At 37.7% G+C, this 22,675-nt stretch carries 27 protein-coding genes; 14 read left to right on the plus strand and 13 right to left on the minus strand.

Translation table 11 applies throughout. The features are described from left to right. From M0Q17_RS03915 to M0Q17_RS03960, 10 genes are all read left to right on the plus strand, one after another. Positions 1–240 (plus strand): hypothetical protein (locus M0Q17_RS03915; RefSeq protein WP_295083508.1); only part of this gene is annotated, 240 nt, incomplete at its 5' end. A gap of 101 nt (positions 241–341) precedes the next feature. Continuing rightward, positions 342–476 (plus strand): hypothetical protein, encoded by a 135-nt coding sequence (locus M0Q17_RS03920; RefSeq protein WP_295083510.1) that lies wholly within the window; start codon positions 342–344, stop codon positions 474–476. A 272-nt stretch (positions 477–748) separates the two neighbouring features. After that, positions 749–2,512 carry a Na/Pi symporter gene (locus M0Q17_RS03925; protein WP_295083511.1) on the plus strand — a complete coding sequence of 588 codons (1,764 nt, stop codon included), beginning with the start codon at positions 749–751 and terminating at the stop codon, positions 2,510–2,512. After that, entirely contained in the window at positions 2,499–2,705 is a 207-nt protein-coding gene (locus M0Q17_RS03930; RefSeq protein ID WP_295083513.1) for a hypothetical protein, read from the plus strand. Before M0Q17_RS03925 ends, M0Q17_RS03930 begins: the two co-directional genes overlap by 14 nt. Positions 2,706–2,894: 189 nt before the next feature. Next, positions 2,895–3,185 carry a hypothetical protein gene (locus M0Q17_RS03935; RefSeq protein ID WP_295083515.1) on the plus strand — a complete coding sequence of 97 codons (291 nt, stop codon included), beginning with the start codon at positions 2,895–2,897 and terminating at the stop codon, positions 3,183–3,185. A gap of 149 nt (positions 3,186–3,334) precedes the next feature. Next, positions 3,335–3,874, plus strand: a complete 540-nt coding sequence (locus M0Q17_RS03940; RefSeq protein WP_295083517.1) for a DUF2202 domain-containing protein — start codon at positions 3,335–3,337, stop codon at positions 3,872–3,874. Between the two features lie 137 nt (positions 3,875–4,011). Further along, complete coding sequence (locus M0Q17_RS03945; RefSeq protein WP_295083577.1) at positions 4,012–4,638, plus strand: response regulator transcription factor; 627 nt, start codon at positions 4,012–4,014, stop codon at positions 4,636–4,638. Further along, on the plus strand, positions 4,625–5,680 hold the full coding sequence (locus tag M0Q17_RS03950; protein WP_295083519.1) for a HAMP domain-containing sensor histidine kinase: 1,056 nt from the start codon (positions 4,625–4,627) through the stop codon (positions 5,678–5,680). The genes M0Q17_RS03945 and M0Q17_RS03950 overlap by 14 nt, the downstream gene beginning before the upstream one ends. A gap of 1 nt (position 5,681) precedes the next feature. After that, the gene (locus tag M0Q17_RS03955; protein ID WP_295083521.1) at positions 5,682–6,017 is read left to right on the plus strand and encodes a hypothetical protein; all 336 of its coding nucleotides are present in this window, start codon (positions 5,682–5,684) and stop codon (positions 6,015–6,017) included. Next, positions 6,014–6,817, plus strand: coding sequence for a DUF3187 domain-containing protein (locus tag M0Q17_RS03960; RefSeq protein WP_295083523.1), 804 nt, complete (start codon positions 6,014–6,016; stop codon positions 6,815–6,817). Before M0Q17_RS03955 ends, M0Q17_RS03960 begins: the two co-directional genes overlap by 4 nt. A gap of 47 nt (positions 6,818–6,864) precedes the next feature. Here the strand turns inward: M0Q17_RS03960 and M0Q17_RS03965 are convergent, their stop codons facing one another. The 6 genes from M0Q17_RS03965 to M0Q17_RS03990 all read right to left on the minus strand — a co-directional run bounded on the left by M0Q17_RS03965 (position 6,865) and on the right by M0Q17_RS03990 (position 12,009). Continuing rightward, on the minus strand, positions 6,865–7,920 hold the full coding sequence (locus M0Q17_RS03965) for a nicotinate-nucleotide--dimethylbenzimidazole phosphoribosyltransferase (RefSeq protein ID WP_295083525.1): 1,056 nt from the start codon (positions 7,918–7,920) through the stop codon (positions 6,865–6,867). A 173-nt stretch (positions 7,921–8,093) separates the two neighbouring features. Then, complete coding sequence (locus M0Q17_RS03970) at positions 8,094–8,972, minus strand: mechanosensitive ion channel domain-containing protein (RefSeq protein ID WP_295083527.1); 879 nt, start codon at positions 8,970–8,972, stop codon at positions 8,094–8,096. Between the two features lie 15 nt (positions 8,973–8,987). After that, on the minus strand, positions 8,988–10,214 hold the full coding sequence (locus M0Q17_RS03975; protein ID WP_295083529.1) for a hypothetical protein: 1,227 nt from the start codon (positions 10,212–10,214) through the stop codon (positions 8,988–8,990). 27 nt (positions 10,215–10,241) lie between these two features. Continuing rightward, positions 10,242–10,784, minus strand: coding sequence for a histidine phosphatase family protein (locus tag M0Q17_RS03980; RefSeq protein WP_295083531.1), 543 nt, complete (start codon positions 10,782–10,784; stop codon positions 10,242–10,244). Beyond that, on the minus strand, positions 10,781–11,509 hold the full coding sequence (locus tag M0Q17_RS03985; RefSeq protein WP_295083533.1) for an adenosylcobinamide-GDP ribazoletransferase: 729 nt from the start codon (positions 11,507–11,509) through the stop codon (positions 10,781–10,783). The genes M0Q17_RS03980 and M0Q17_RS03985 overlap by 4 nt, the downstream gene beginning before the upstream one ends. After that, on the minus strand, positions 11,506–12,009 hold the full coding sequence (locus M0Q17_RS03990) for a bifunctional adenosylcobinamide kinase/adenosylcobinamide-phosphate guanylyltransferase (RefSeq protein ID WP_295083535.1): 504 nt from the start codon (positions 12,007–12,009) through the stop codon (positions 11,506–11,508). Before M0Q17_RS03990 ends, M0Q17_RS03985 begins: the two co-directional genes overlap by 4 nt. Before the next feature lie 217 nt (positions 12,010–12,226). On the opposite strand from M0Q17_RS03990, the gene M0Q17_RS03995 reads away from it, so the two are divergent. Further along, positions 12,227–13,342 carry a methyl-accepting chemotaxis protein gene (locus M0Q17_RS03995; protein WP_295083537.1) on the plus strand — a complete coding sequence of 372 codons (1,116 nt, stop codon included), beginning with the start codon at positions 12,227–12,229 and terminating at the stop codon, positions 13,340–13,342. 45 nt (positions 13,343–13,387) lie between these two features. On the opposite strand, the gene M0Q17_RS04000 is transcribed toward M0Q17_RS03995, so the two are convergent. From M0Q17_RS04000 to M0Q17_RS04030, 7 genes are read right to left on the minus strand one after another with little or no spacing between them, the layout of a single operon-like run. Further along, positions 13,388–13,810 (minus strand): hypothetical protein, encoded by a 423-nt coding sequence (locus M0Q17_RS04000; protein WP_295083539.1) that lies wholly within the window; start codon positions 13,808–13,810, stop codon positions 13,388–13,390. Next, complete coding sequence (locus M0Q17_RS04005) at positions 13,807–15,429, minus strand: YcaO-like family protein (protein ID WP_295083541.1); 1,623 nt, start codon at positions 15,427–15,429, stop codon at positions 13,807–13,809. Before M0Q17_RS04005 ends, M0Q17_RS04000 begins: the two co-directional genes overlap by 4 nt. Beyond that, complete coding sequence (locus tag M0Q17_RS04010; protein WP_295083543.1) at positions 15,426–16,388, minus strand: iron ABC transporter permease; 963 nt, start codon at positions 16,386–16,388, stop codon at positions 15,426–15,428. Before M0Q17_RS04010 ends, M0Q17_RS04005 begins: the two co-directional genes overlap by 4 nt. Then, the gene (locus M0Q17_RS04015; RefSeq protein WP_295083545.1) at positions 16,381–17,106 is read right to left on the minus strand and encodes an ABC transporter ATP-binding protein; all 726 of its coding nucleotides are present in this window, start codon (positions 17,104–17,106) and stop codon (positions 16,381–16,383) included. Before M0Q17_RS04015 ends, M0Q17_RS04010 begins: the two co-directional genes overlap by 8 nt. Then, a complete protein-coding gene (locus M0Q17_RS04020) occupies positions 17,103–17,915 on the minus strand; it encodes an ABC transporter substrate-binding protein (protein WP_295083547.1) in 813 nt (270 codons plus the stop codon). Before M0Q17_RS04020 ends, M0Q17_RS04015 begins: the two co-directional genes overlap by 4 nt. 9 nt (positions 17,916–17,924) lie before the next feature. Further along, positions 17,925–19,835 (minus strand): TonB-dependent receptor, encoded by a 1,911-nt coding sequence (locus M0Q17_RS04025; protein ID WP_295083549.1) that lies wholly within the window; start codon positions 19,833–19,835, stop codon positions 17,925–17,927. A gap of 43 nt (positions 19,836–19,878) precedes the next feature. Continuing rightward, entirely contained in the window at positions 19,879–20,031 is a 153-nt protein-coding gene (locus M0Q17_RS04030) for a hypothetical protein (RefSeq protein ID WP_295083551.1), read from the minus strand. A gap of 61 nt (positions 20,032–20,092) precedes the next feature. On the opposite strand from M0Q17_RS04030, the gene M0Q17_RS04035 reads away from it, so the two are divergent. The 3 genes from M0Q17_RS04035 (at position 20,093) to M0Q17_RS04045 (ending at position 22,616) form a co-directional block, all read left to right on the plus strand. Continuing rightward, positions 20,093–21,418 carry an NFACT family protein gene (locus M0Q17_RS04035; RefSeq protein ID WP_295083553.1) on the plus strand — a complete coding sequence of 442 codons (1,326 nt, stop codon included), beginning with the start codon at positions 20,093–20,095 and terminating at the stop codon, positions 21,416–21,418. Positions 21,419–21,517: 99 nt separating this feature from the next. Continuing rightward, a complete protein-coding gene (locus M0Q17_RS04040; protein WP_295083555.1) occupies positions 21,518–21,820 on the plus strand; it encodes a hypothetical protein in 303 nt (100 codons plus the stop codon). A 40-nt stretch (positions 21,821–21,860) separates the two neighbouring features. After that, a complete protein-coding gene (locus M0Q17_RS04045) occupies positions 21,861–22,616 on the plus strand; it encodes a phosphatidate cytidylyltransferase (RefSeq protein WP_295083557.1) in 756 nt (251 codons plus the stop codon). The last annotated feature ends 59 nt before the right edge of the window (positions 22,617–22,675 follow it).

Consider the following 22,675-nt stretch of genomic DNA (forward strand, 5'->3'; position numbering starts at 1 on the left):
GACCATTTTTTTTGTGTTACCGGAATTAATAATAAAGAAAAAAAAGGTAACTTTCGAAAATTAAAAGATACTTTTAAAATAAATAATAAAATAAAAATATACGAGCAATATTGGAATGAAATAATTGAACCGATTAGACAAGCTCCTTGGTATAAAGCAAGTAAACCGACAAACGAACAAGAATTTCAAGTTTGGAGAGGAAGAGTGGCTCTTATGGACGCTTTGCTTTATAATAATTGAGAAAAAAAGAATGAAATCTATGACAAATAGTAATATATTTTGTTACTCCCAACTTTCCTTGCTATCATACTTTGTAACTATTTGATTTTTGGAGTGTATTAATGATAGAAAAAGAGCTTATTCACAGTCTGACTCAAAGCTTTGAAGATTTTGCAAATAAAACAGACGAGGGTATCGAGCTCTGGTTAAAATATCTAATCGCTCAAAACGGAGACAGCAAAAATAACTATTTGTAGCTTGGAGGCAAGGTTTTAACCTTGCCTGCATTTGACGAGGTTAAAACCTCGTTTCCGAAAGAGATTTTAACGAGGTTGAAACCTTGCTTCCGAGAGAAATGGAAGCGATGCTTTAGCTTCTCTCTTCTAGTACGGATAGATTAAAGTAAAAAATAGCTTCAGTAAAAGTGCTAGAACTGCGAGGCAGTTTTATAACAGCTATTTTCTAAAAGCAAATTTAACTCAAAAGATAGTAGTATGCTAAATAATACTTATCTAAATAGAGGTAATCGGTGTTAAAGAGGTTCTATTTTCAGTTTTTCTTGCTTTTTCTTGCTTTTGCTGTCTTTTATAATAACGACTATAAGATTATTATAGCCGGAATTGCCATCTTTATAGTGGGTATGGCTTTTATGGAGGAGGGTTTTAAGCTCTTTAGCGGTGGTGTGCTTGAGAAGGCTCTACAAGTAAGCACAGATACTCTGCCAAAAGCTATAGGCACAGGATTTGTTGCAACTGCCATTATGCAGAGCTCAACCTTGGTCTCCATAATAATAATCTCTTTTTTAAGTGCAGAGCTCATAACCTTAAGCGGTGCTATCGGTGTAATATTTGGCTCAAACATAGGTTCAACTACGACTGCATGGATAGTCTCCTCGTTTGGTGTAAAGATAGATATAGCGATTTATGCCATGCCTATGATAATCTTTGGCGCAGCTCTTAAGTTCTCAAAGAGCAAGAGTTATCAAGGAATCGGAAAGATAATGCTTGGACTCGGGTTTATATTTCTTGGTATTGCTTACATAAAGGATGGTTTTGAGGTTTTGCAAAAAACGATTGATATGTCAAAATTTGCGGTTGAGGGCTATCTCGGTGCTTTGGTCTATGTGTTGCTTGGGGTGGTGGCAACGGTTGTCATGCAGTCAAGTGCCGCGACGATAACGCTAATTATTACGGCACTTGCAACAAATCAGATTGTATATATTAATGCGCTTGAACTTGTCATCGGGGCAAATGTAGGGACAACTATTACAGCTGTTCTTGCTGCATTATCCTCAAATTCAAACGGGAAAAGAGTTGCTTTTGCACACTTCATTATCAAAGTCATAACAGCATTTATAGCGATACTTTTTTTATACCAATTAAGCGACTTTACAACCTACTTGGCTATAAAAATAGGCATAGATAGTGATGATTATGCTATGCAGTTGGCACTATTTCATACCATCTTTAATGTTATCGGGGTTATACTTGTAGCTCCTTTTACAAGCAGGCTTGTCAAATATTTAGAAACCCTTTTTATCGAGGTAAATATTTATGCGCTAAAGCCGCTCTATCTTGATAATGTTGTCATCAATGTGCCTGATGCCGCAATCGAGTCAATAAAAAAAGAGATAATTCATCTGTATAACAGTGCTGTTGAGGCAATCTCGCACTCCATGTTCTTGCATCGTCATGAATTTATAAAAAGCGCAGATATAAAAAGCGTTGTGAAAAACTCAAAGATAAATATAAATAGTGATGTAAACGAATTTTATACAAATAAGATTAAATCACTTTATGGGGAGATTATTCACTACGCAACACTCTCTCAGGAGAAGATGAACGAAGAGGATCAAAACAGGGTCTATGATCTTAAGCTTGCTTCAAGAGAGATTGTTGAGGCGGTAAAAAACATGAGAGATTTGCAAAAAAACATCTATTATTACTCCAAGTCAAGAAACAGTTATGTCAAAGATGAGTACAACAATTTAAGGGTATATATTGCAAAGACGATAGATACTATAGAGAGGCTAAAGGAGCATGATGACGAGCTTGATGTCATGTCAACGATAGAGCTTCTAAGAGAGAGCACAAAAACACTCGACAGCATAAAAAACAGCAGAATAGATACCCTTATACGAGAAAACAAGATTGATTCAAAAATGGCAACCTCGCTTATTAACGATAGCTCCTTTGCGTATGGGGTAATACAAAATTTGATACAAGCCGCTACAATATTGTGGATAAAAGATGTAAATATCAGAACGCTGGGGGCTCAAGATGAATATAAATAAGGTGTTTAAGGGAATAGAGAAGCTTTTTTTTAGCAAAATTGATGACAAACAAAAAAAAGAGGAACTCCAAGAGAAGCTTCATGAAAAGATACAACAGACGAAAAAAGAGATAAAAAATGCTCAAAGCAGTGAAGATGTTGAGAATTTAAGAGCTAAGCTCTACATCCTTAAAAAACTTCTTGATAGAGTTTAAGATAAGAAGTAAATAAAGCATCAAAAGAGGAGAAACAACCATTTTATATGCTTAGTTAGCATATTTTTAACTACTTTTCACGTTCTTTCATGGCAAAAAAACATTAAATTATTCTTACATATTTCACTGCTAACACTCCGCTAATGCAATAAGTTCATAATACCGCTATCAAAAACAAAAGGATAAGTTATGAAAAAGTTAAGTCTGATTTTTTTAAGTGCAGTTGCTGCTTTTGCAGTTGACTATAGCGCTATGAGTACAGAGGAACTTCGAGCAGCAAGAGGAAGCGTTGCGGAGGCAGATCGTAGTGCATTTCAGGGTGAGATGCAATCTCGCATGCAGACGCTAAGCCCAGAGGAGAGACAAGCCGAATCAAGCAACATGCGCCAAAGCAAGTCTGGTACGCAGGACGGTAGCGGTTCACAAATGCGTCAAGGTGGAGGCGGCGGAGGAGGTAAACAATATAGAGGAGGAAGATAATGTTTTTTAGAGAGCTTGAATGCTGGCTTGAAAAAATGGCGGAAATACTATTTTAAATAAACAATGAGAGGCAACAAACAACAGTTGTCCATGCCAATAAAACGAATGCGTTCGTTTTATTGCGTAACATCAATGAAAAGGAAATGAAGATGAAAAAAGTGCAAAATAAGCAGATGGGAAAAATGCAAAACGGTGCAGAGATGCAAAAAGGTTCGGTAAACGCTTTGATGGTTGCAGACGGAGAAATTCAAAATATTACTCTTAATGAAGCGGAGGTTGAGTCTCTTCTTTACATGATTGAAGAGGAGAAGATGTCCCGTGATATTTATGATGCACTCTATGAACTAACGGGCATAGATAGTTTTGATGTTATTTCAAATTCTGAACAGAAACATTATGATAAACTCCTTGAAGTAGCTTCAAAAGCAGGAGTAGATACAACGACTATCAGTGATGAAGCGGGTGTTTATATAAATAGTGAGATTCAAGATCTCTACACAACGTTGCTTGCACAAGGCTCGCTTTCACTTGAAGATGCAGTAGATGTGGGGATTTTAATAGAGCAGACGGAAATTGCGGACTTGCAAAGCACTATAGAAGGTACGGACATAACGCTTTTGGGGCAGGTTTACTCCCACTTTTTGGATGCTTCACAAAATCATTTGGTAGCACTTGAGTCGATAGCATAAGCAAAAAAACGCTAAATAATTCTCGAAAAGCATAGTTTTTCGCAGCTTTAGGGGGTTGTAGGGGCATCTGTCCCTGCCATTAAAACGGACGCGTTCGTTTTAATGTGTAACATCAGTAAAAAGGATAAAAAACGGCTATTTTACTTTTAGAAGATGATATAGTGCTTGGTGAAACTCTTTATGAGATGCTGCTTGAGAGCGGGTATGAGGTTGATTGGGTTTTGGATGGCAATGCAGCTTGTGAAGCATCGTGGCAAAAGAGGTATGATCTCTATATTTTTGATGTAAACGTACCTCAGATAAACGGCTTTGATTTGCTTGAACAGCTTCGCAGTGCCGATGATGCCACACCTACCCTTTTTATCAGCGCTATGACCGACCTTAAAGCCATGACAAAGGGCTTTAGGGTCGGAGCAAACGACTATATAAAAAAGCCGTTTTATCCGCAAGAGTTGCTGCTGCGCATTGAAGCGAGATTTTTAAAAAAGCAGACACTTCTTTCTTATGGGAAAATCAGCTACAACCCGCAAAATGATGAGGTAAAAAAAGATGAAAAACTTATCTCTTTAGGAGATGTACAACTTCCTCTTTTGCGACTTTTTATTAAAAATGTAGGTAGAACGATAAGCAAAGAGTTTCTTTTTGATGTTATGGAACACCCAAGCGAGAGTGCTTTGCGAGTGGCTATTAACAAACTTAAATCTACTACTGAGTGGGAGATTGTCAATATTCGTGGCATAGGATATCGCATTGAGAAGAGCTGAAAGAGAGTCATTTTTAAAGAGTTTTGGAGTTTTCTTTCTTTCTTTGTCTCTTTTGAGTGGGGTGCTTGCCTATCTGTACTATTTGAAACAAATCCATGAGTTTCAAGAGAAGGTATACACTGAGATGCAGCTGTGCAGTTACACGCTTAGGTGTGGGGAGTATATGTTTGATTTTGTAGATCTTGAGCATAAAAAACTCTATCGTATGATTGAGGAGCAAGGCGAACTTTTTGCTCACTTTTCTATTCCAAAAAATGACAAATATGCACTTAAGCTAAGCCTTGAGAGAGATAAATACCAAAAGTATCTTGAAGATATAAAAATTGTTGTTTTAAAACAGTATCTTTTAGCGCTTTTGACACTTGCCACACTCTCTTTGCTTTTTTCGCTTTATGCACTTCATCCGCTAAGAAATGCGCTGCGTCTCACAGAGGAGTTTAGCCGTGACATACTTCATGACCTCGGCACACCCCTTGCGGCTTTACGCCTTAATGTAACTCTTTTGCATGCAATGCCCGGTGATGAGAAAAAAATCAAAAGAGTCTCCCAAAGTATCGATACAATCGCATCACTTGGGGATAATTTGCGAAGTTATCTTGAGGGGCATGCCTATCAAAAAGAGGAGATTGACCTTTTTGAGCTTTTAAAAGAGAGAGTTGCGCTCTTTGAAAAACTATATCCGAACATCACCTTTTCGCTCAACGGGGTAATGTTTTTAATTGAAGCAAATTATGATGCCATGATACGCGTCATTGACAATATTTTAAGCAATGCTGCAAAGTACAACAAAATAAATGGTTTTGTAAAAATAGATATTAATACAAAGAACAAAACACTTAGAATTGAGGATAGTGGCAAGGGGATTAAGAATCCAAAAATGGTTTTTGAGAGATTTTATAAGGAACAAGAACGAGGAATGGGGATTGGTTTGCATATCGTAAAAAAGTTTTGCGATGCACTAAAAATCGGCATTGAACTTGAGAGTGAAATTTCAAAAGGAACAGTTTTTATGCTTCATTTAAACAATGTAGTAAGGAGATAAAATGAACAAGCAAAAATATATATTGACGGTTTTGCTGCTCTTTGTAACTTTTGGGCATGCAGACGATATTAGTGCGCAGATAGAGGCGATGAAAGAAGCTGCGCCAAAAGAGAGAGTTGAGATGATGAATCGTCTAAAAGCTCAAATCGCTGCTATGAATGAAGAGCAGAGAGCACAAGCTCTCGGGATGCTTCAAGGCAGCATGCAGCAAGAAAAAAATAGAGATAAAAATTATTTTGAACATAGAATGAACCAGAATAGACCGACAGGGGCAAGGCAGATGCAGCAAAGAGGCATGCAGCCATCACAGCCGAAATATCAAGGCGGCAGACAGTGAAAAAAATAGTGCTGCTCTTTTTTGCAACCGTTACGCTTGGCATGGCATATATGGATAGCGATATCGACGGCGTGGAGGATATATATGATAAATGCCCACAAACACCTTTTAGCGATTTGGTCGATTATGATGGATGCAGTATCCATGGCGGTGCAAAAGAGTTTTATTTTGATATTATTTTTGGCATGGGATTTTCGCAAACAAACTACACTTTGCAAGAGAGTGCCGACACGATAACTACCTTTATGCAAAGTGATTTTTACATGGACAATATAACGCTGCAAGCCGTCATCTCTCGCTATCGCTCTGATACTCAAGATTCTAGTGGATGGGATGATACTACGCTTGCCCTTTTTTATAAACTCCCTCTAAGCGATACTTTTTCTCTCAATCTTTTAACCGCGTTGGTTTTTCCGACATATAAAAGCTCTTACGGTAATGAGGCACTTGACTACAGAGTAGGGTTTAATTTTAGCTATTTGGTGGATGAAAAAAATTATCTCTTTGGGGGTTACAGCTACACTTTTGTCAATGATTCTGATTTTGGATTTATTACATATCAAAATACGAAATCACTTCATGTCGGGATTACGCACAAGCCAACTTTGCAAAAGAGTTATACTCTCTCATATGTCATTAACGAGAGCATCTATAAAAATATTACCGCAATTAAAACACTTGGCGCAGGTTACTCCCTTGATTTGAATCGAAACTGGTTTGTGGATGCGTGTTATGATTATGGACTCAGTGACTCTGCAAGTAAACACTCTTTTTCTCTCTCCATTGGATATTTTTTTTAATTAGAGCACTCAATTTATTGCCACTTGCGCTGAGAAAATAGCAACTTTTACATTGAGTAGATAATATACTCAATGGCTTCTAAAAGCTTTTCATTATTGACTTTATTTGCGCATGCGCATCCAAGAGCTGCTCCCGCTCCCGCCCCCTCTTTTGCTTCGCCCTCGTCATATTTTTTGAGTATAGGAATGCTCGTTTTTTCAAAGGAAAAGGTTGTATACACCGCATGCACTTTGTAGCTCAGTAGTGATAGTATATGGGCAATATCGGAGTTTTCGTCTTTTGCTACCCAAGCAGTAGTTGCGAGGGTTATGTTCTCATGTTTTACTCTCATAAGCACATCTTCTCTTAACTTATCTGCTACAAGCAGACATGCTGCCATCTGTGTTCCACCCGCAAGGACTATATGGAATCTTCTTGAAGCTTCAAGTAAAAAACCTGCACAGAAAATAAGCATATTATCACTTATAATAGATAACTTTTCAAAGGTACTCATTTCGTTATTTATAAGTAAGAGAGCTTTTTCTACTGTTTCATTCTTTATACTGCTTGATGCATTTGAAAAACTAGAAGAGAAATCGTCTCTGCAGTTATATCCAAGCGCTAAGGCAGTTGTGGTTGCTGTGGTTGTTCCACTAGGAACACACTCTGAAAGTATGAGATAGTTTCCTTTTAGCTCATAACTTTTTCCTGCCTTCATTCCCTTTTCAAAGACACTTTTTGCGTCTATGTTTGCTCCTGTTGCGACAGAATCAGATATTGGGATATCGAAGTTATGCACGATGCAATTTTGAGGAATTATTTTTAACCCTAAGTCAAAAACCTCAATAGTGCTAAAGGGAGTCAAGTTATGTACGGCTCTAGTTATAATTGCCGGAGTCGGCACTCCTGTAGGAGTCTCCGCAAGTTCGCTAAGTGAAAAAACTCTCTCGTTTATAATAAATTCCGCATCAAGAGTGGGCGTAAGCCAAATCTTACCGGGGATTCCCGCTTGTGTTATCCCCTCAATATCGCAGGTTTTTGTAACAGATGCCGCGAGCAAAAAGTCCGCTTTGCCGCTTGGAAGCGAATCTGGCTTATGTGTAAAGATATTGTATGTTTTCATTTTCCTCTTTTTATAAAATTTATTTACTGATGTTACGCACTAAAACGAACTCGTCCGTTTTAGCGGCAGAGACAGATGCCCCTTGCAACCCCCTAAAGCTACGAAAAATAAATTTTTCGAGATTTACAAGGTATTTACGCCCTTTTTTACAAAAAGTGTGCAAGATCAGTTACTTAATCTAAATCATCTCTGTTGAGGATGCCTTTGGTAAGCAGCTCTTTTATAACTATCTCTGTCATGTCGCTCTTGAACCCAAACTCATAGCGGATATCCATAACGTACGCCTTTAGTTGCATATCCAAAAAAGGTTTTCTTTGATAAATCTTGTTTGTAAAAAGCACTTCAATAGGCTTGTTTAGATAAATGTATCTTGAAACTTGCGCTGCTTCAATGGCAATTTTACGGATTTTGTCCATAGGCGCATCAATTGGAAGTATAATATGTGCAACCACCTGACAGTAGAGTTCGCCAAAGTTGCTGTTTGAAACTGAGGTGTTCATAAGATTCATGTTTGGAACCACAACCATTGAATCATCAGGAGTTACAATGCGTGTCGCGCGCAGACCTATATTTATAACTTCCCCGTAATTTTCGCCCACTTTTATCTTATCGCCGACTTTAAAAGGGCGGTCAAAAAGAAGCATGATGCCGCCAAATATATTTTTAAGCAGATCTTGCGTAGCAAACCCGACCGCTATAGCCACGGAAGCTAGAGCCGTTAGAAGCATCTCTTTTGGAGGACTATATATTACTTTTATTATTACTACTATAAAGAGCGTCCAGAGAGTTATTCTAAAAATGGGGATAAATCCTTTTATAGCTATTCTAACTTTAGCGCTCTTTTCTGCAAAAAAGCCCAATAATTTTGTAAAGAGAGTAATAAATATGTAAACAACAACAAAAAAGAACAACGTCCAAAGAATTTTTGAGAGAGAAAAAATCACAAAAAAATCCATAGGGTCAACCTTTAAAATGCTATCTTTTGGCAAGATATCTGCAGTGCAGAGTATTGGCACAAAAAAAGTAAAGAAAAGGATAGTTATAAATTTCATATCAGTACCTCCATGTTAGTGAATAAAATTTTTAGATGAGAGATAGTCATCTACCTGCTTATAGACGGCGGGATTTATATTATATTTTTTATGGGGCTGGATAAGCATCCCTTTTTCAAGCATCGGCATAAGCATCTTACGGCTCTTCTCAAGAGATTCATTCATAACAATAGAGAAGTCATGCAAAGTAAGTCCGTCATGGAGTACGAGCGCTTGGAGTGCAAAAAGAGCTTCAGGCGAGAGATTTTTAATAAAGGAGTAGTCAAAATCATCTATTTCCGTGACAAAGAGAGTCTGTTTATCTAGCTTCTCAATCGCTCTTGCCCAATACAGCAGGGCAAGAGAGATATTTCCGTTTGAGAGTTTGTGCAGCAGTTTAAAAAATCTCTCCTCTAACAAAGATTGTCTCTGCTCATCTTCCAAATTTTCATATATTCTGCTCTTTATACTCTCCTCTTTACTAAGAAACTCTATATTTAGATTTTCATGCTCGTTTCGTTTGAAAATTATCTCCTTAATGTTTTGAAGAGTTAACGGCTCCATAAAGATTTCACTCGTAAAGTAGTTTGAGATAGAGATTGTTTTGTCAAGAAAATACCAACTCCTAGGAGTAAAAACTCCAATCCAAAGCACCTTTTTTGTAGTGTAGGAGATAAGTTCAAAGAGTGTTTTAATACTCTCAAATCCGCCCACTTTTTTTAAAAACATATGATGCAGATTTTCTAAAATGATTATTTTTGCACTTTGAGTATCGTTTAAAAAATCGATAAGCCCCTCGTTAGTAGTGATATCTTTAGTTTTTAGCAGAGTGTTAAAGTAATTAAAATAGTCCTCTTTTGTATATATCTTCTCATGCAGCTCGCTTCTTATCAAGTCGGTATTGGGGATAGTGTCCAAAAATGAGTTTAATGTTGAACTGACTCCACACCCCTTTTCGCCGATTATCGCACACGTGACAAAACGGTTTTTTGTCCAGTTAGTAAAAGATTTTTGTAGCTCTGCTATCTCCTTTTCTCTATTTACAAAAAGACTCGGCTCAATGGGTGTAGACTCATAGAGCTTTTTATAGTTTGAAGGAAGTCTTAGCATGGCAGATTCGGTCTCTTGCATAAACTCTGATAGCTCAAAAGAGATAGGCGCCTTTTTGTCGACTACGCCAAATACTCTTTTTAACTTACCAATCTTCTTTTTTATCAGTAAGAACAAGCTTTTATCTTTTAAATTATCGGATTTATCGTCCATTAGGTAGCCCCGTCATTAAATCTTATTCTATTTTAGCATATTTATTTTTATTTGTGATGCATGCTCGACTTTTATGCTAAATGCCTCTTCGAGCGTTAGAGCGTTGATGAGGGAGAGTAAAACTCGGATAACTCCTGCGTGTGTTATGACTAGAATACGCTCTTTTTTAAGCGAGGGTAAAAACTCCAAGAAAAACGCTCTTACTCTCTTTGCAAACTCTTCATAAGGTTCGCCATCAAGGGCTTCTATCCATTGTGCAAAGTCTATGTACTCTATCTTACCCTGCGCTATTATCTGCTCAAAACTAAGCCCCTCATGTTCGCCCCATGATTTCTCTCTTAGCTTGTTTGAGTAGCTTGCCTCTTTTGCATGCAAGGAGTGCTTTAGAGTCTCTTTTGCACGTCTTAAGTCTGAGCAAAAAACTGCATCAAAGGTTAATACATCTAGCTCTTTTGCAAGCTCTTTTGCCTGAAGTTTTCCCTCTTTTGACAAACCGATATCGTTGTCTCCGTTGTAGCAGTTTTTATATTTTTTATCTACTTCGCCATGACGAACTAAGGTTAACTTCATACACGCAATCCAAAAAGTAGAAGATTGAGCAAAATCAGCTCCGTTACCTCAATACTAAAACCGTATATATCTCCACTAAAGCCGCCATATCTTTTTACAAATATGCTTTTTATAACAAATAAAACTAACAAGGCGCTAACAAAAAGAAGCAGTTTGTTATATGCTAGAACTATCAAAAATGAGTAAAAAAACGCTATGAGCATCTGCGGTTTTGTAAGCTCCTCTTTTGCCAAAGCACCCATTCCGTTTGGCGTGATGTATGGGTAAAAGTAGATTGCCAAAACAGCGTTTAGTCTTGAGAGCATAAGAATAAGGGGCAGAAGATAAAAGAGTTCAAAATGAGCTAAAGAGGAGGCTTTTGCTATCAAAAAAGTGCCACTTATTATCATTCCCATCCCGCCGACATGTGAATCTTTCATAACCTGCAAAGCTCTTTCTTTGGCAACATACAGACCATCAACCGTATCGCTAAATCCATCAAGATGAAGTGCGCCCGTGAGTAAAATCCAAACTCCAAAGATTATAACACCAAGATGAGTAGATGCTACAAGCGGGTTTAAAAGAGAGAAAATGCCCCACAAAATCAGACCGAGTAAAAAACCAACAAGCGGGTAAAACATCACTGCATAGCCGTTGATTCCTTTATAGAAATCGTGGACTTTGAAAAAAGGAACAGTTGTTAACATTGAAACTGCCAGCGCAAAACCTTTTAAAATATCTCTCATTTTATCCTCGTTGAGATGCCAGCTATAGTGTGATAGACTTCCTCGCATCCGCTTGCTATTAATTGAGATAGTTTTCCGCTGATATCTACAAACTCCCGTGCTAGAGCATTCTCAGGGATAACTCCGCATCCAACATCGTTTATAACAAAAATCACTGTTTTATCCAGCATCAAAATAGCTTCGAGTTCTTTTTTCATCTCACTAAAACCAAAGCCGTGATATAACATATTGTTTATCCACATACTTACGCACTCAACAAGCACTGCACTTTTTTGTTTTGAGATTATTTCAAAAAGTTTCAGAGGCTCCTCTACAGTTTCAAAGTTCTCTTTTCGGTTGAGTTTGTGAGCATCTATTCGCTTTTGCATCTCAGCATCTATAAACTCGGTCGTTGCGAGATAGACTGGCTTTTTGGATGCAATTTTTAGTGCATAACTCTCTGCGTTATATGATTTTCCGCTTTTAATACCACCGATAAAGAGTGCTTTTTTTGTTTTCATTTTGAAATTTTATCTAATGAAATGAAAAAGTTAGGTTTTATAAAAAGATTTATGTTTAAAAAAGCTGATGGGTGTGAAAAAACTCTGGCTTGTGTTTTAAGATTTGTTATAGCTTTTAGTGAAAATAATCAAAAAAAAATTATTATGTTTTTTAATATGCTATTTAACAAAAGAAAGGTATTATCTTTTATAATATAAAAAAACAAAAAGGGCTAAAATGTTCTTCGGTAAAAATGAAAAAAACAAAGCAGAGGTAGATGCAAAAGATAGGGAGATACAAAAACTTCAAAAGGAGCTTGAAGAGGCAGAAGCAAGAGTAAAGCAGCTTGAAAAAAAAGTGGTTGAGAGTAGTGAAGCGCAGATTATGAATAATCTTATCAAAGCATTAACCGAAGGTTTAACAGATGCTTGCGCAGTTGATATGAATCATCTTCAAGATGGATTGACGCAAAATTTAAAAGCTTTTGAGGAGATAGATAAAAGAGGACATAGCAATGAAAAAAATGCGGATGATTCTCTTTTGGATGTAAATGCTCTTATGCAGACAATGAACTCTTTGTTAAAGCACATTACAAGTACCTATGAACAAGTAAACACCCTCAATGGGAATGTTGAAAATATCTCAGAAGTTATCAATCTTATTAAAGATATAAGCGATCAAACAAATCTCTTAGCGCTAAACGCTGCCATAGAAGCAGCCCGTGCAGGTGAACATGGAAGAGGATTCGCCGTCGTTGCCGATGAGGTTCGAAAACTAGCAGAGAGAACACAAAAGGCTACAAGTGAAGTGGAGATATCGGTGCAAAGTCTTAAGCAAAACACGCAAGAGGTACACGCCCACTCTCAATCCATGGAGAAGTTATCAACAAGCTCAAACGAACAGATAGGGTCTCTGCAGCAAAAACTAAGCTCCTTGCATGATGGTTCCATAGAGATTGTACAAAGCAACCAAGATATAACAAATGAGATATTTATGGTTTTAGTCAAACTAGACCATCTTGTTTTTAAAGCAAAAGGCTACAAAACAGTCTTTAAGGGAGAGTCTCATAAAGAGTTTGCTTCTCACAAAGAGTGTCGTTTAGGTATGTGGTATGAAAGTGGAATCGGTCAAGAAAAGTTTAGTAAAACTCCTAGTTATACAAAACTTGAAGCCCCTCATGCTCGTGTTCATGATAATATCAAAAAAGCAGTTGATTGTGTAGCAAAAGGCACATGCACAAAAGAGGCAAATAATGTAATGACCTATTTTAGTGACGCAGAAAAAGCAAGTCATGAAGTTATAAATATTTTAGATGCGATGTTAAAAGAAGAGATAAACAGCAGACATAAATAAAAATACTCCATCCGCTCTTTGGATGGAGTGCGGTCTCTAGAAGAGTTAATCTACTTTGCACTCTTTCATAATTTTTTTCCAATCCAAATCAAACTTCTTCTTTACATAGGCTCTGTGGTGTGGGACGGTGCACTTTGAGCAATCTTGATGAATGGCTCCGCCGGCTGCAGATTTGGTACCGTTGTTAATGTCGCATCTGCTTAGTATTTTTACCTTGTTGTACTCACCTAACCCCTCGTCATTAAATCTAAAATTTGGACACCCGCAGAGGTAGCAGTTGAGCTTTTTTATGTCGTGACATTTTCTAGGTTCTTTGTAGAGCGGGCAGAAGTCATTCTCCTCTTTTACCATGTTCTCAAAGTCAAAATAATCGATGATTTCATCTTCACTCAAACCGCGCGCTACAAGCTTATCTACTATCTTTTTATGTTTTGCTCCATGTTGCGTAAACCACTCTTCATAACTCATAAAAGCATACTCCTTTTTTTAAGATCAAGTTTGTCATACATCGCTAACATGTTATGGTAGTCGTTATGAAGTGTCACGTCTATAAAAAACTCTTTTGCATCTAAAATTCGCACTGCTTTTTCAACTCTCTCTTGAGTAAATATAGCAAAAAGTCCATCCCTATACTCCTCAAAATCAAGCTCTGCTTCTTGCATGTGAATAAGTTCTGCAATAATATGTCCGAGTCTGTTTGCTCCAAACTCCAAAAGCTCAAGCGCCTGTGCCCTCTCGTCCAGAAGTAGATAGATTTGCGCTTTAAACTCTGCCATTGTAAAGTTGTTTTGAAATATCACACCGATGTACTTCTCCATGCTCAAAGAGTTGTCAAGCGACTCTACTTCGTCTAATATATCCTCAGGGTTGTAATCGTTAAAGTTTAGTACCATGTCCCGAATAGCTTTTGCGCTGTTTTTGTTGTTATAGAGCAGATCTTCCATTGGGTAAACTTCAGAGATACCAGGAATAAGAATTTGACATGAGTAAAAATCCAGATAGTTATACTGGCGGGTATATATCTCCTTGCCCATTTTGTTTGCAATATTTATCAAAAAATCAAACTCATCATCTATACTCTTTGCGTTATATCTCCACGGCGAAAACTCAAAGCTTTTTTTTGCGCTTAAAAATCCAAACCCGAGTTTCCCGTTAGAGTCCACAAAGTGCGATTCAAGATTGAAACTGTCGGCGACTATACTCATGTCAAATGTTGGAACTTCAAACGTATCAAGTTCATCGATGTTTCGCCCTTGCATAAGCTCTGTCATAGTTCGCTCCAGACTCACTTCTAAAATAGGATGTGCACCAAAGGAGACAAAAAGTGTGGAGTTTTTAGGGTTTATAAGAGAGATGGCAGTTACTGGAAACTCTCCGCCGAGTGAAGCATCAAGCACCTCCACAAAATAACCTTTATCTCTAAGCGCCTCCAAGTCGCTGCTAACTCTTTTAAAAGAGCCTACAATCTCATCGGGAAATTTTGGCAACGCATAGCCGTTTTTAATAATTTCTAGTTTAGCGTAGCGTTCATATATCTCGCTAAGTGCCTGAACTTGAGCCTCTTTTGGCGTATTACCGGTTGCCAACCCGTTGCTTACATAGAGGTTGCTTAAGATATTTAGAGGAAAATAGACCTCTGTTTTATCGCTCCGTTTTACAAATGGCAGAGTAAGTATCTTGTCAAAAAAATTACTGTTATAGTCAACCAAATCCTCATCGCTTAATTCCCCATTGACATCATAGATACTCAAAAGCTCTTCATTTAGGTATGCTCCGCCAAACGTAAACAGTTTTTCATCAGGGTAATATTTACGGTTTGGAAGGTAAAAGTCGATAAAAAAGTTATTTGTTTGAAGCCTCTCTATATATTCGCCTAAAGCACTTGCCGTTGAAGCTTCTGCTAGGACTCCTTTGCCGTTTGAGTAGATATGTTTTGGTGCTTCAGCGGAGCTTAGATTTACCGAATAACAGTTTTGCAGAGGGTGTTTTTGTTGTGAAAAGTTCACTTTACATCCGACATCTTCTAGAACTTTTTTCATTTTTGAAATCGACTCCTCTAAAGGAGCTGTTTTTGATAAGATATTCATGGTTTCTTCCTAATAATAAGATATATAAAAAATGGTCCGCCGATAAGTGCAGTTACTATTCCGATAGGCAACTCGCTTTGCGAGGATAATGCTCTTGTTATTGTGTCACAAAAAACCAAAAAAAATCCCCCAAACAGAGCTGTTTTTATGATGCGTCTGTTTATGGTAGAGGGGTGAATTTTTGCAACGATATGTGGAGTTATAAGTCCTACAAAACCAATGGGTCCGCTGATGCTTGTCAGCGTACCGATAGCAAAGGAGGAGAGAACAAGAAGTATGCGGGTTGTTTTTTTCGTATCAAGCCCTTTTAGTTTTGCCCCCTCATCTGAAATACCCAAGAGTTGAAGCTCAAAGCGGTACATATAAACGACACTAACCAAAAGAGCAGCTATAAAACCAACTATAAGAGGATTCTGCCACCCAATTGTGGAGAGTGAACCCATGGTAAAGCGAATGAGCATATCGTTTTGCATAGCACTTCCTAGATAAAAGATTATCATAAGCGCAGAGGTATAAAAGAGTGAGAGAGCTATTCCGAGCAGCAAAAGCGACTCATGGTGAGCGTTTCTTAAAAACTTTGAGAGATAAAGAAGTAAAAAAACAGTAAAAAGCGCTCCAAAAAAGCCAAAAAGGTGAATAGCGGTTATACCAAAAAAGATACTCCCCAAGCCCAGCTTTATGGCAACTCCTGCCCCCAAAACGGCACCGCTTGAAACCCCAAGAGTGTAGGGTGTCATAAGTGCATTGCGAAAGAGTGTTTGAAAAAGAAGACCGCAAATAGAGAGGATAGCTCCCGCAAAAAACGCAAACAAAACACGGGGCACTCTAAGCTCAAAAAAGATGCTCGAAGCAAGAGTGGAAAAATCAAAAATTTCGCCCAACTCAAGCGAAACTGAGCCGATAAAAGGGGAGATTAAAAAGATAAAGGCTAGAAAAAACCATACTGTATATCTACTCATACTTTACCGCCAATGAGCAAAACCCAACCCCGTAGAGCTCTTTTAATACCTCATCATCAAAAAAATCTTTTCCATAAAGATGAGCATTTTTATCTTTTATAAAAAGTATAGGATTTTCTACATAACAAGCAAGGTGAAGATCATGTGTTATAAGTATGACTTGATGCGTTACCTTGAGCTTTTTTATATAAGAAGCAATTATTTTTGAGTTGTGCGGGTCAAGGTTTGCAGTAGGCTCGTCAAAGATGATGATTTTACTCTCCTGCGCAAGTGCTGCGGCGATGAGTGCGAGCTGCTGCTCCCCTGAGCTTAAAGAGAGAAGAGTATGCGCCTTTAGATGCTCAAGTCCTAGAAGTTTTATCTTCTGTTTTGCTATCTTCTTATCTTCATGTGAATACTCGAAAAAGCTTTTTTTATGCGCAAATCTTCCCAAAAGTACAAACTCCTCAAGGGTTATAAACGAATCGTAAATTTCTAGTTTAGCAGGAATGTAAGAGATGCCCTTTGCCATCTCTAAAAAGGAGAGTTCTTTGATGTTTTTGGATTCTATGCTTACTTCGCCGCTAAAGTCTATGAGATTACAGATAGCTTTTGCCAGCGTACTTTTGCCTGAACCATTTGCACCAAGAATGCTTAAATGCTCATCTATCTTGATGTTGATATTTTGTAAAATAACATCACTAAAATAACCGCAAGAGAGGGATTTTAACTCAATCATCTGCTCATCTCTTTGCAAAGTCTGGTAATTGTCTGTGCGACTCTGTGGGAGGGGATATTTATATAACTCTCATCCACGATTGTTATATGTCTGTTTTTACTTGCGTTAGTTGGAAGCAGGTGCCAGGCTAAGAGTGCTTTTTCTTTGTTAACAAGGCTGTTTGAGGCTTCTGAATGAAGTATTATTATTTGGTCTGGATTTAGTGCTATAACATTTTCATAACCTAAAACAGGTTGGTTAGTTTGGTTAGCGCTGTATGCGTTAGTATTGCCGCAAAGCGTAATAATGTCGTCAAACAGGATATTATTGCCCGCTATATAGATGCCGTTTCTTAAATCTTCTTGCAGCCCATAAACTATCATGACTTTATGCGAATTTTTATTTTTAGGAATGTTTTTTATAGCCTCATCGATACTTTTTACAATCTCTTTAGAGCTGACGCAGAGTGTGTTTGAGAGTTCTATAATGGCGCTTTTTATATCGTTGATGCTTTGGAGTTTGAGCATCAGGGTTTTGATATTAAATTTTTTTAATTTCTCTAAAGTTGCTTGATTAAAATCTTGACCGATGACTAGAGTAGGAGATAGAGCTATGATTTTTTCTAAGTTTGGGCTTGAATAATTTCCTATGAGAGGTAAAGCTTGAGCCTCTTTCGGATAGAGCGAATACTCGCTTGTAGCAACCAAATTACCACCTTTTTGTAGTGCGTAAACTATCTCTGTGATGGAGGGGCTAAGAGAGATGATTCTCTCATTGCCAAAAAGCGTGAGCGTAAAAAATAGCAGTAAAAAAAGAGTTTTTATGCTCACCTCATCTCCTTAGATTTTTAGTTTAAATCCTGCCATTGCAGTGGTTGTGAAATTTAGAGGGTAGATAGCGTTATCTTCTATCCATAACCCATTCTTTTGGTTAAACAGATTGTTTATTTTAGCAAAAAGTTCCAAACTATCTTTTGTGTAGCTTATTGAGATATCCGTACTCTTGTATGCTTCTTGTTTTTGAGCAAAATCATTATTAAAATCACTTGCTGCATAGGCTTTTGAGCGGTAAACTTGAGTTAATGCCAGAGTAATATTTTTGTTAGCAAGATAACTAAGCGTTGCTTTTAGGTTGTGATCTGAAACGCCGGGCAGGTCATTTCCCGAGTAATCTTCGCCATTTTCAACCTCTTCATCTATCTTTGCTTGAACATAGTTATAGTTAAGAGCAAGATTAAGATTCTCACTCATAATCCATTTGTCATAAACATCAAAACCGTATTTGTATGATTTGTCTATGTTTGTGTTTTTAGAGTTTATATGAGTCGAATCAGCGTAGTAGTAAATCTCATTTTCCAAATCAACATAAAAAAAAGAGATTTTAAATTTGTTGTTAGGCATAATGCAGTTAAATCCAAACGTAAAACTATCTGTTTTCATCGGACTTATAAAGCCGTTAAATGTTCCTCCATAGTTGAAAAACCTGTCAATATCGGGAGCCTGATATGCATGAGCATAGTTTATAAAAAAGGATTTTTCTTTATCAAGAGCATAGTTATAGCCAAGCTCTGCGCCATAAAGTGAGTGCGCATCTTTTAGTGATGCGACTGAGCCTTTATAATCATATGAAACTTTTTCATATCTGTAGCCTGCTTTTACAGAGTGGTTGTTAAATTGTTGATTACCCATAACAAAACCTGCAAGATTCTCTTTGTTTGTCTCATCCCCGTAAGCTGTCCGCTCTCCCTCAAAACCCTCAATCCCAGCAATTAGCATCATATTTTTACTCTCATACTCAAGAGTGGTTTTTGCAGAGTTGTAAACATACTCTGAAATTGACGAGTATGTTATATAGTTAGATTTCTTCTCCTCACGGTTAATGTCAATATTTAAAGAGAGATTGTTGCCCAAATAGTAGCTCAAACCTCCGCTTATGGCATCTGTGTCAAATTTTTGCTCAGTCGCACCCCAGTTTGAAGCTCCCGCTTGCGCAGCATCATCGTTATACTCATCAAGCGTCAAATAGCTTCCATAGATAACATCTGTTCTTGTAAAGGAAGCGCCTGCTCTTAGCTCTAACGCATTAACGGGAATATATGCTATGTTTAACGTACCTGTTTTTAGAGAACTTTCATCCTTGCTTCCTTGGCTATTTATGGTGCGAGTGCCATCACTTTTTTGTGCCTCGCCGCTTGCCGAGATAGAGAGTTTTTCATCATTGTGTCCCAGATAAAAGGAACCATCGACCATGCCATCTGTTCCGCCGTAAAGAGTTATCTCCTTAGAGCTATTTCGTTTGGTGATGATGTTTATGACACCGGCATTTGCTCCATCTCCGCCGACTACGATTCCGCTTGATTTTATAATCTCCAAACGCTCTATTGAAGCAGGAGAGATAGCGGACAATAGAGGTGGAACCATATCTATGTTATTGATTTTTTTGCCATTTATCGTGATGACTATATTTTGATACCCATTTCCTATCCCGTAACCTCTCATATCGAGCCTTTGAGAGAAAGGATTTCCGTAAGAGGGTACAGTTGCAACTGAGGTTTGCTGATTTAAAAACTCATAAACATTTTGAACATGAGCCTTTTGTATATCCTCTGCCGTGTAAATCTCTACGGCATCAGTAGACCTAAGCTCGTCCGTTTTTATGGCAGTTGAGGTAATGGCTAGAGGTTTTAGCTCAATGTTTTGAGCAACTAATATGCTTGAGGCAAGCAGGGATAAGAGTATATTTTTTTGCATAGTTAATTTCCATTATTTTTGTTATTGATTAGGATGAGAAAAGTTATGCAGAGGGAGGGGAGTTGTTTTTTACTTTTAGAGGTTTGCCATCAAGTGTGCAGATAGAGACGCTTGCGGCAGAGATTTTTTGTAGTGAAATATAAGCTTGAATGGCAACTAATGAGAAGTATCTTTTACCAAACCCTTTAGGAATCATTCTGTTTAAGCCTTTTTAAGTTTTCACAATTATAACTAAAAAGTTAGATAAACTTATAGTTATGAAACTATCACATTTAAAGCAAATTACCGCTTATTTGCAAAAATTTAAAAAAATCTCTGCCATTTATAGAGTAAGCGACACTATTATAAAAGTCGTTTTTGACAGGGATGATGAACTTTACTTTGAGATGCAGCGCTCAAACTCTAGAATATTTAAGTGTGCTTCTTATGCCCGCTCAAAAGTTTATAATGCACCGTTTGACGTGCTTTTGGCAAAACGGTTTAATCGTGCAAATATTCTGCATATAGAGCTTTTTGGCGGCGATAAAATAGTAAGATTTAAAACCTCGGTAGCATCAGCATATAAAGAGGAGATTACATACTTACAGGTTGAGTTTACGGGAAAATATACGAATATTATTATCCTTGATGAGAATGAAGTAGTGCTTGAGGCGCTTCGCCATGTTGATATATTTTCATCATTTCGTGAAGTAAGAGTCGGGCAGAAGCTCTTAGATGTTCCGCAGGCTCCCTTTGAGGCAAAAGAGTATCCCATTGAAGATGTCGAGCAGTTTTTGTATGAGGAGTACAAAAAGGAGATGGAAGATAAACTCTCCTCGCTAAAGAAGCAAAAAATCTCACTTTTGAACAAAAAACTCAAAAAACTACAGAAGCTTTATGAGAGTTTAGATGATGAAAATGAACTTGAAGCCCAAGCAGCAAAACAGAACCATTTTGCAAATCTTATTTTGGCAAACATGCATAAAATCAAGCCATATCAAAAAGCTATAGAGGTGGATGATTATGAGGGAGAGAAGGTAAAAATCGAGCTTCATAAGGAGTTCTCATCAGTTGCTATGATGGCAAATTCGCTCTTTGCTAGGAGTAAAAAAGCAAAGCAGAGAGCTTCGCATCTGCATATAGAAAAAGATTCGTTGCTTTCAAAAATAGAGCATATGAAGCTCTTTATCCATACGGTAGAAGAGGCAAAAGATGTCGCAAAAATTCAGCTTCTTTTTCCAAAAAATGTTCAGGCTAAAAAAGTAAAAACAAACGACTCTATCGAGGTTTTTTGGGTAGAGGGCTATAAGGTAAGTCTAGGTAAAAATGAAAAAGGCAATGTAGAACTGCTCCAAAATGCGCGAGCAAAAGATATTTGGCTTCATATGAAAGAGCGCCCCTCCGCGCATGTTATCATCACAACCGACAAACAAAATGTCCCCGTGTCTGTAATAGAGAGTGCGGCAAGGTTATGTGTGGATTTTACAATGTTTGATAAAGGGCGCTATTTGGTCGATTATACTCCACGAAGAGAAGTTAGTATCCAAAATGGTGCTAATGTACTGTATAATAAGTACAAAACAGTAGAGGTTGATACTCGTTAATGCCACAGCGGCTAACGAAATAAAAAGGAGTCGTTCTTTTTACGGACAAATAAATGAAGGTATTCCTTCATTTTACAAAGTAAAATTAAGGGAGATAGGATGGCGGTAGGTTTAGTCGGAAATGCAATTTATGTAAATCAGCAAACAGCGTCTGCAACCTCCTTGCAAAACGCTCATAACAATCGCATAGAGTTTCAAAATATGGTTGCTCAAGCTGCAGCGCAAGAGAAAGAGAAAGAAGTTCTAGAAGTTCGTCCTGCGGAGGAGGTTCATGAAATTGACCCTGACCGTGAGCATGAAAAAAATGAGGCAGATCAAGAGACTGCAAGAAACAAGAAACGGGAAAGCTCTAAAGAAGAAGAGAGCTCTACTCCTCTGCACATACTTGATATTAAAGTGTGATAGGTTATAATATTTTTTATATATTTTCACAGGATTTTTTATGAGTATATTTACGGCTTCTAAAGAGAGGGCAACTACAGGTTTGGCGCTTATTGCCGGAGTGCTGATTATAGGTATTATAGACAATTTTTTTCTTATGTGGCTCTTTCTTGGAGTAGTCTATCTTCTTGCCTTTAAAGAGGCAATGAGCCTTTTTGATATAAAAAAGAACGATTTAATATACTACGCTGCAGGCTTGTGGCTTATCGCGGCTTTCTACCCTTACAGCGACGATCTTTTTGTTTTAGCAGGCGTTATTTATGCGAGTGCGGTTGCTTTTAATAGGGAGCTTACTTGGAAAAACTTTTTTGTGTTTATCTACCCCACTGCAGGAATGCTTTTTATCTTTAGCATGTATCAAGAGTATGGAGTAATCTCTCTTTTCTGGCTTTTGGTAGTTGTTGGCATGACGGATGTCGGGGCTTATGCAGTAGGCAAAAGTATCGGCAAAACTCCTTTTAGCGCCACCTCTCCGAATAAAACAATGGAGGGCGTAGTAGGTGGAGTTGTCGTGGCAACTATAGGCGGTATGTTTGTAGGTCTTGGCATAGTTGATTTGGGTATTTCATTTATAATCTCTTTTATGGTTGCGGTTGGCTCGATTTTTGGTGATTTGTTTGAGAGTTCGCTAAAAAGAACGGCAGGCGTAAAAGATAGCGGAAATATTTTACCCGGACACGGCGGAATGCTCGATAGAATAGACGGCTACCTCTTTGGCGCAATCGTTATGCTTGTTCTTCTTCGAGGGCTGGTTTAGTTGATTATATGACAAAATGTCATATAATTTAAGTAGTTAAATAAAAATAGCTATATTGG

The organism is Sulfurimonas sp. (assembly GCF_023229105.1).
Classification (GTDB): domain Bacteria; phylum Campylobacterota; class Campylobacteria; order Campylobacterales; family Sulfurimonadaceae; genus Sulfurimonas.

What these genes read in the sequence shown, in the direction of transcription:
- M0Q17_RS04010 (WP_295083543.1), bottom strand. Translation starts at nt 16,388, where the DNA reads ATGAGTAGATATACAGTATGGTTTTTTCTAGCCTTTATCTTTTTAATC.
- M0Q17_RS03980 (WP_295083531.1), bottom strand. Translation starts at nt 10,784, where the DNA reads ATGAAGTTAACCTTAGTTCGTCATGGCGAAGTAGATAAAAAATATAAA.
- M0Q17_RS03965 (WP_295083525.1), bottom strand. Translation starts at nt 7,920, where the DNA reads ATGAAAACATACAATATCTTTACACATAAGCCAGATTCGCTTCCAAGC.
- M0Q17_RS03975 (WP_295083529.1), bottom strand. Translation starts at nt 10,214, where the DNA reads ATGGACGATAAATCCGATAATTTAAAAGATAAAAGCTTGTTCTTACTG.
- M0Q17_RS03970 (WP_295083527.1), bottom strand. Translation starts at nt 8,972, where the DNA reads ATGAAATTTATAACTATCCTTTTCTTTACTTTTTTTGTGCCAATACTC.
- M0Q17_RS04015 (WP_295083545.1), bottom strand. Translation starts at nt 17,106, where the DNA reads ATGATTGAGTTAAAATCCCTCTCTTGCGGTTATTTTAGTGATGTTATT.
- M0Q17_RS04030 (WP_295083551.1), bottom strand. Translation starts at nt 20,031, where the DNA reads ATGATTCCTAAAGGGTTTGGTAAAAGATACTTCTCATTAGTTGCCATT.
- M0Q17_RS04025 (WP_295083549.1), bottom strand. Translation starts at nt 19,835, where the DNA reads ATGCAAAAAAATATACTCTTATCCCTGCTTGCCTCAAGCATATTAGTT.
- M0Q17_RS03955 (WP_295083521.1), top strand. Translation starts at nt 5,682, where the DNA reads ATGAACAAGCAAAAATATATATTGACGGTTTTGCTGCTCTTTGTAACT.
- M0Q17_RS04035 (WP_295083553.1), top strand. Translation starts at nt 20,093, where the DNA reads ATGAAACTATCACATTTAAAGCAAATTACCGCTTATTTGCAAAAATTT.
- M0Q17_RS03940 (WP_295083517.1), top strand. Translation starts at nt 3,335, where the DNA reads ATGAAAAAAGTGCAAAATAAGCAGATGGGAAAAATGCAAAACGGTGCA.
- M0Q17_RS04000 (WP_295083539.1), bottom strand. Translation starts at nt 13,810, where the DNA reads ATGAGTTATGAAGAGTGGTTTACGCAACATGGAGCAAAACATAAAAAG.
- M0Q17_RS03985 (WP_295083533.1), bottom strand. Translation starts at nt 11,509, where the DNA reads ATGAGAGATATTTTAAAAGGTTTTGCGCTGGCAGTTTCAATGTTAACA.
- M0Q17_RS03995 (WP_295083537.1), top strand. Translation starts at nt 12,227, where the DNA reads ATGTTCTTCGGTAAAAATGAAAAAAACAAAGCAGAGGTAGATGCAAAA.
- M0Q17_RS04040 (WP_295083555.1), top strand. Translation starts at nt 21,518, where the DNA reads ATGGCGGTAGGTTTAGTCGGAAATGCAATTTATGTAAATCAGCAAACA.
- M0Q17_RS03990 (WP_295083535.1), bottom strand. Translation starts at nt 12,009, where the DNA reads ATGAAAACAAAAAAAGCACTCTTTATCGGTGGTATTAAAAGCGGAAAA.
- M0Q17_RS04005 (WP_295083541.1), bottom strand. Translation starts at nt 15,429, where the DNA reads ATGAATATCTTATCAAAAACAGCTCCTTTAGAGGAGTCGATTTCAAAA.
- M0Q17_RS03930 (WP_295083513.1), top strand. Translation starts at nt 2,499, where the DNA reads ATGAATATAAATAAGGTGTTTAAGGGAATAGAGAAGCTTTTTTTTAGC.
- M0Q17_RS03920 (WP_295083510.1), top strand. Translation starts at nt 342, where the DNA reads ATGATAGAAAAAGAGCTTATTCACAGTCTGACTCAAAGCTTTGAAGAT.
- M0Q17_RS03935 (WP_295083515.1), top strand. Translation starts at nt 2,895, where the DNA reads ATGAAAAAGTTAAGTCTGATTTTTTTAAGTGCAGTTGCTGCTTTTGCA.
- M0Q17_RS04045 (WP_295083557.1), top strand. Translation starts at nt 21,861, where the DNA reads ATGAGTATATTTACGGCTTCTAAAGAGAGGGCAACTACAGGTTTGGCG.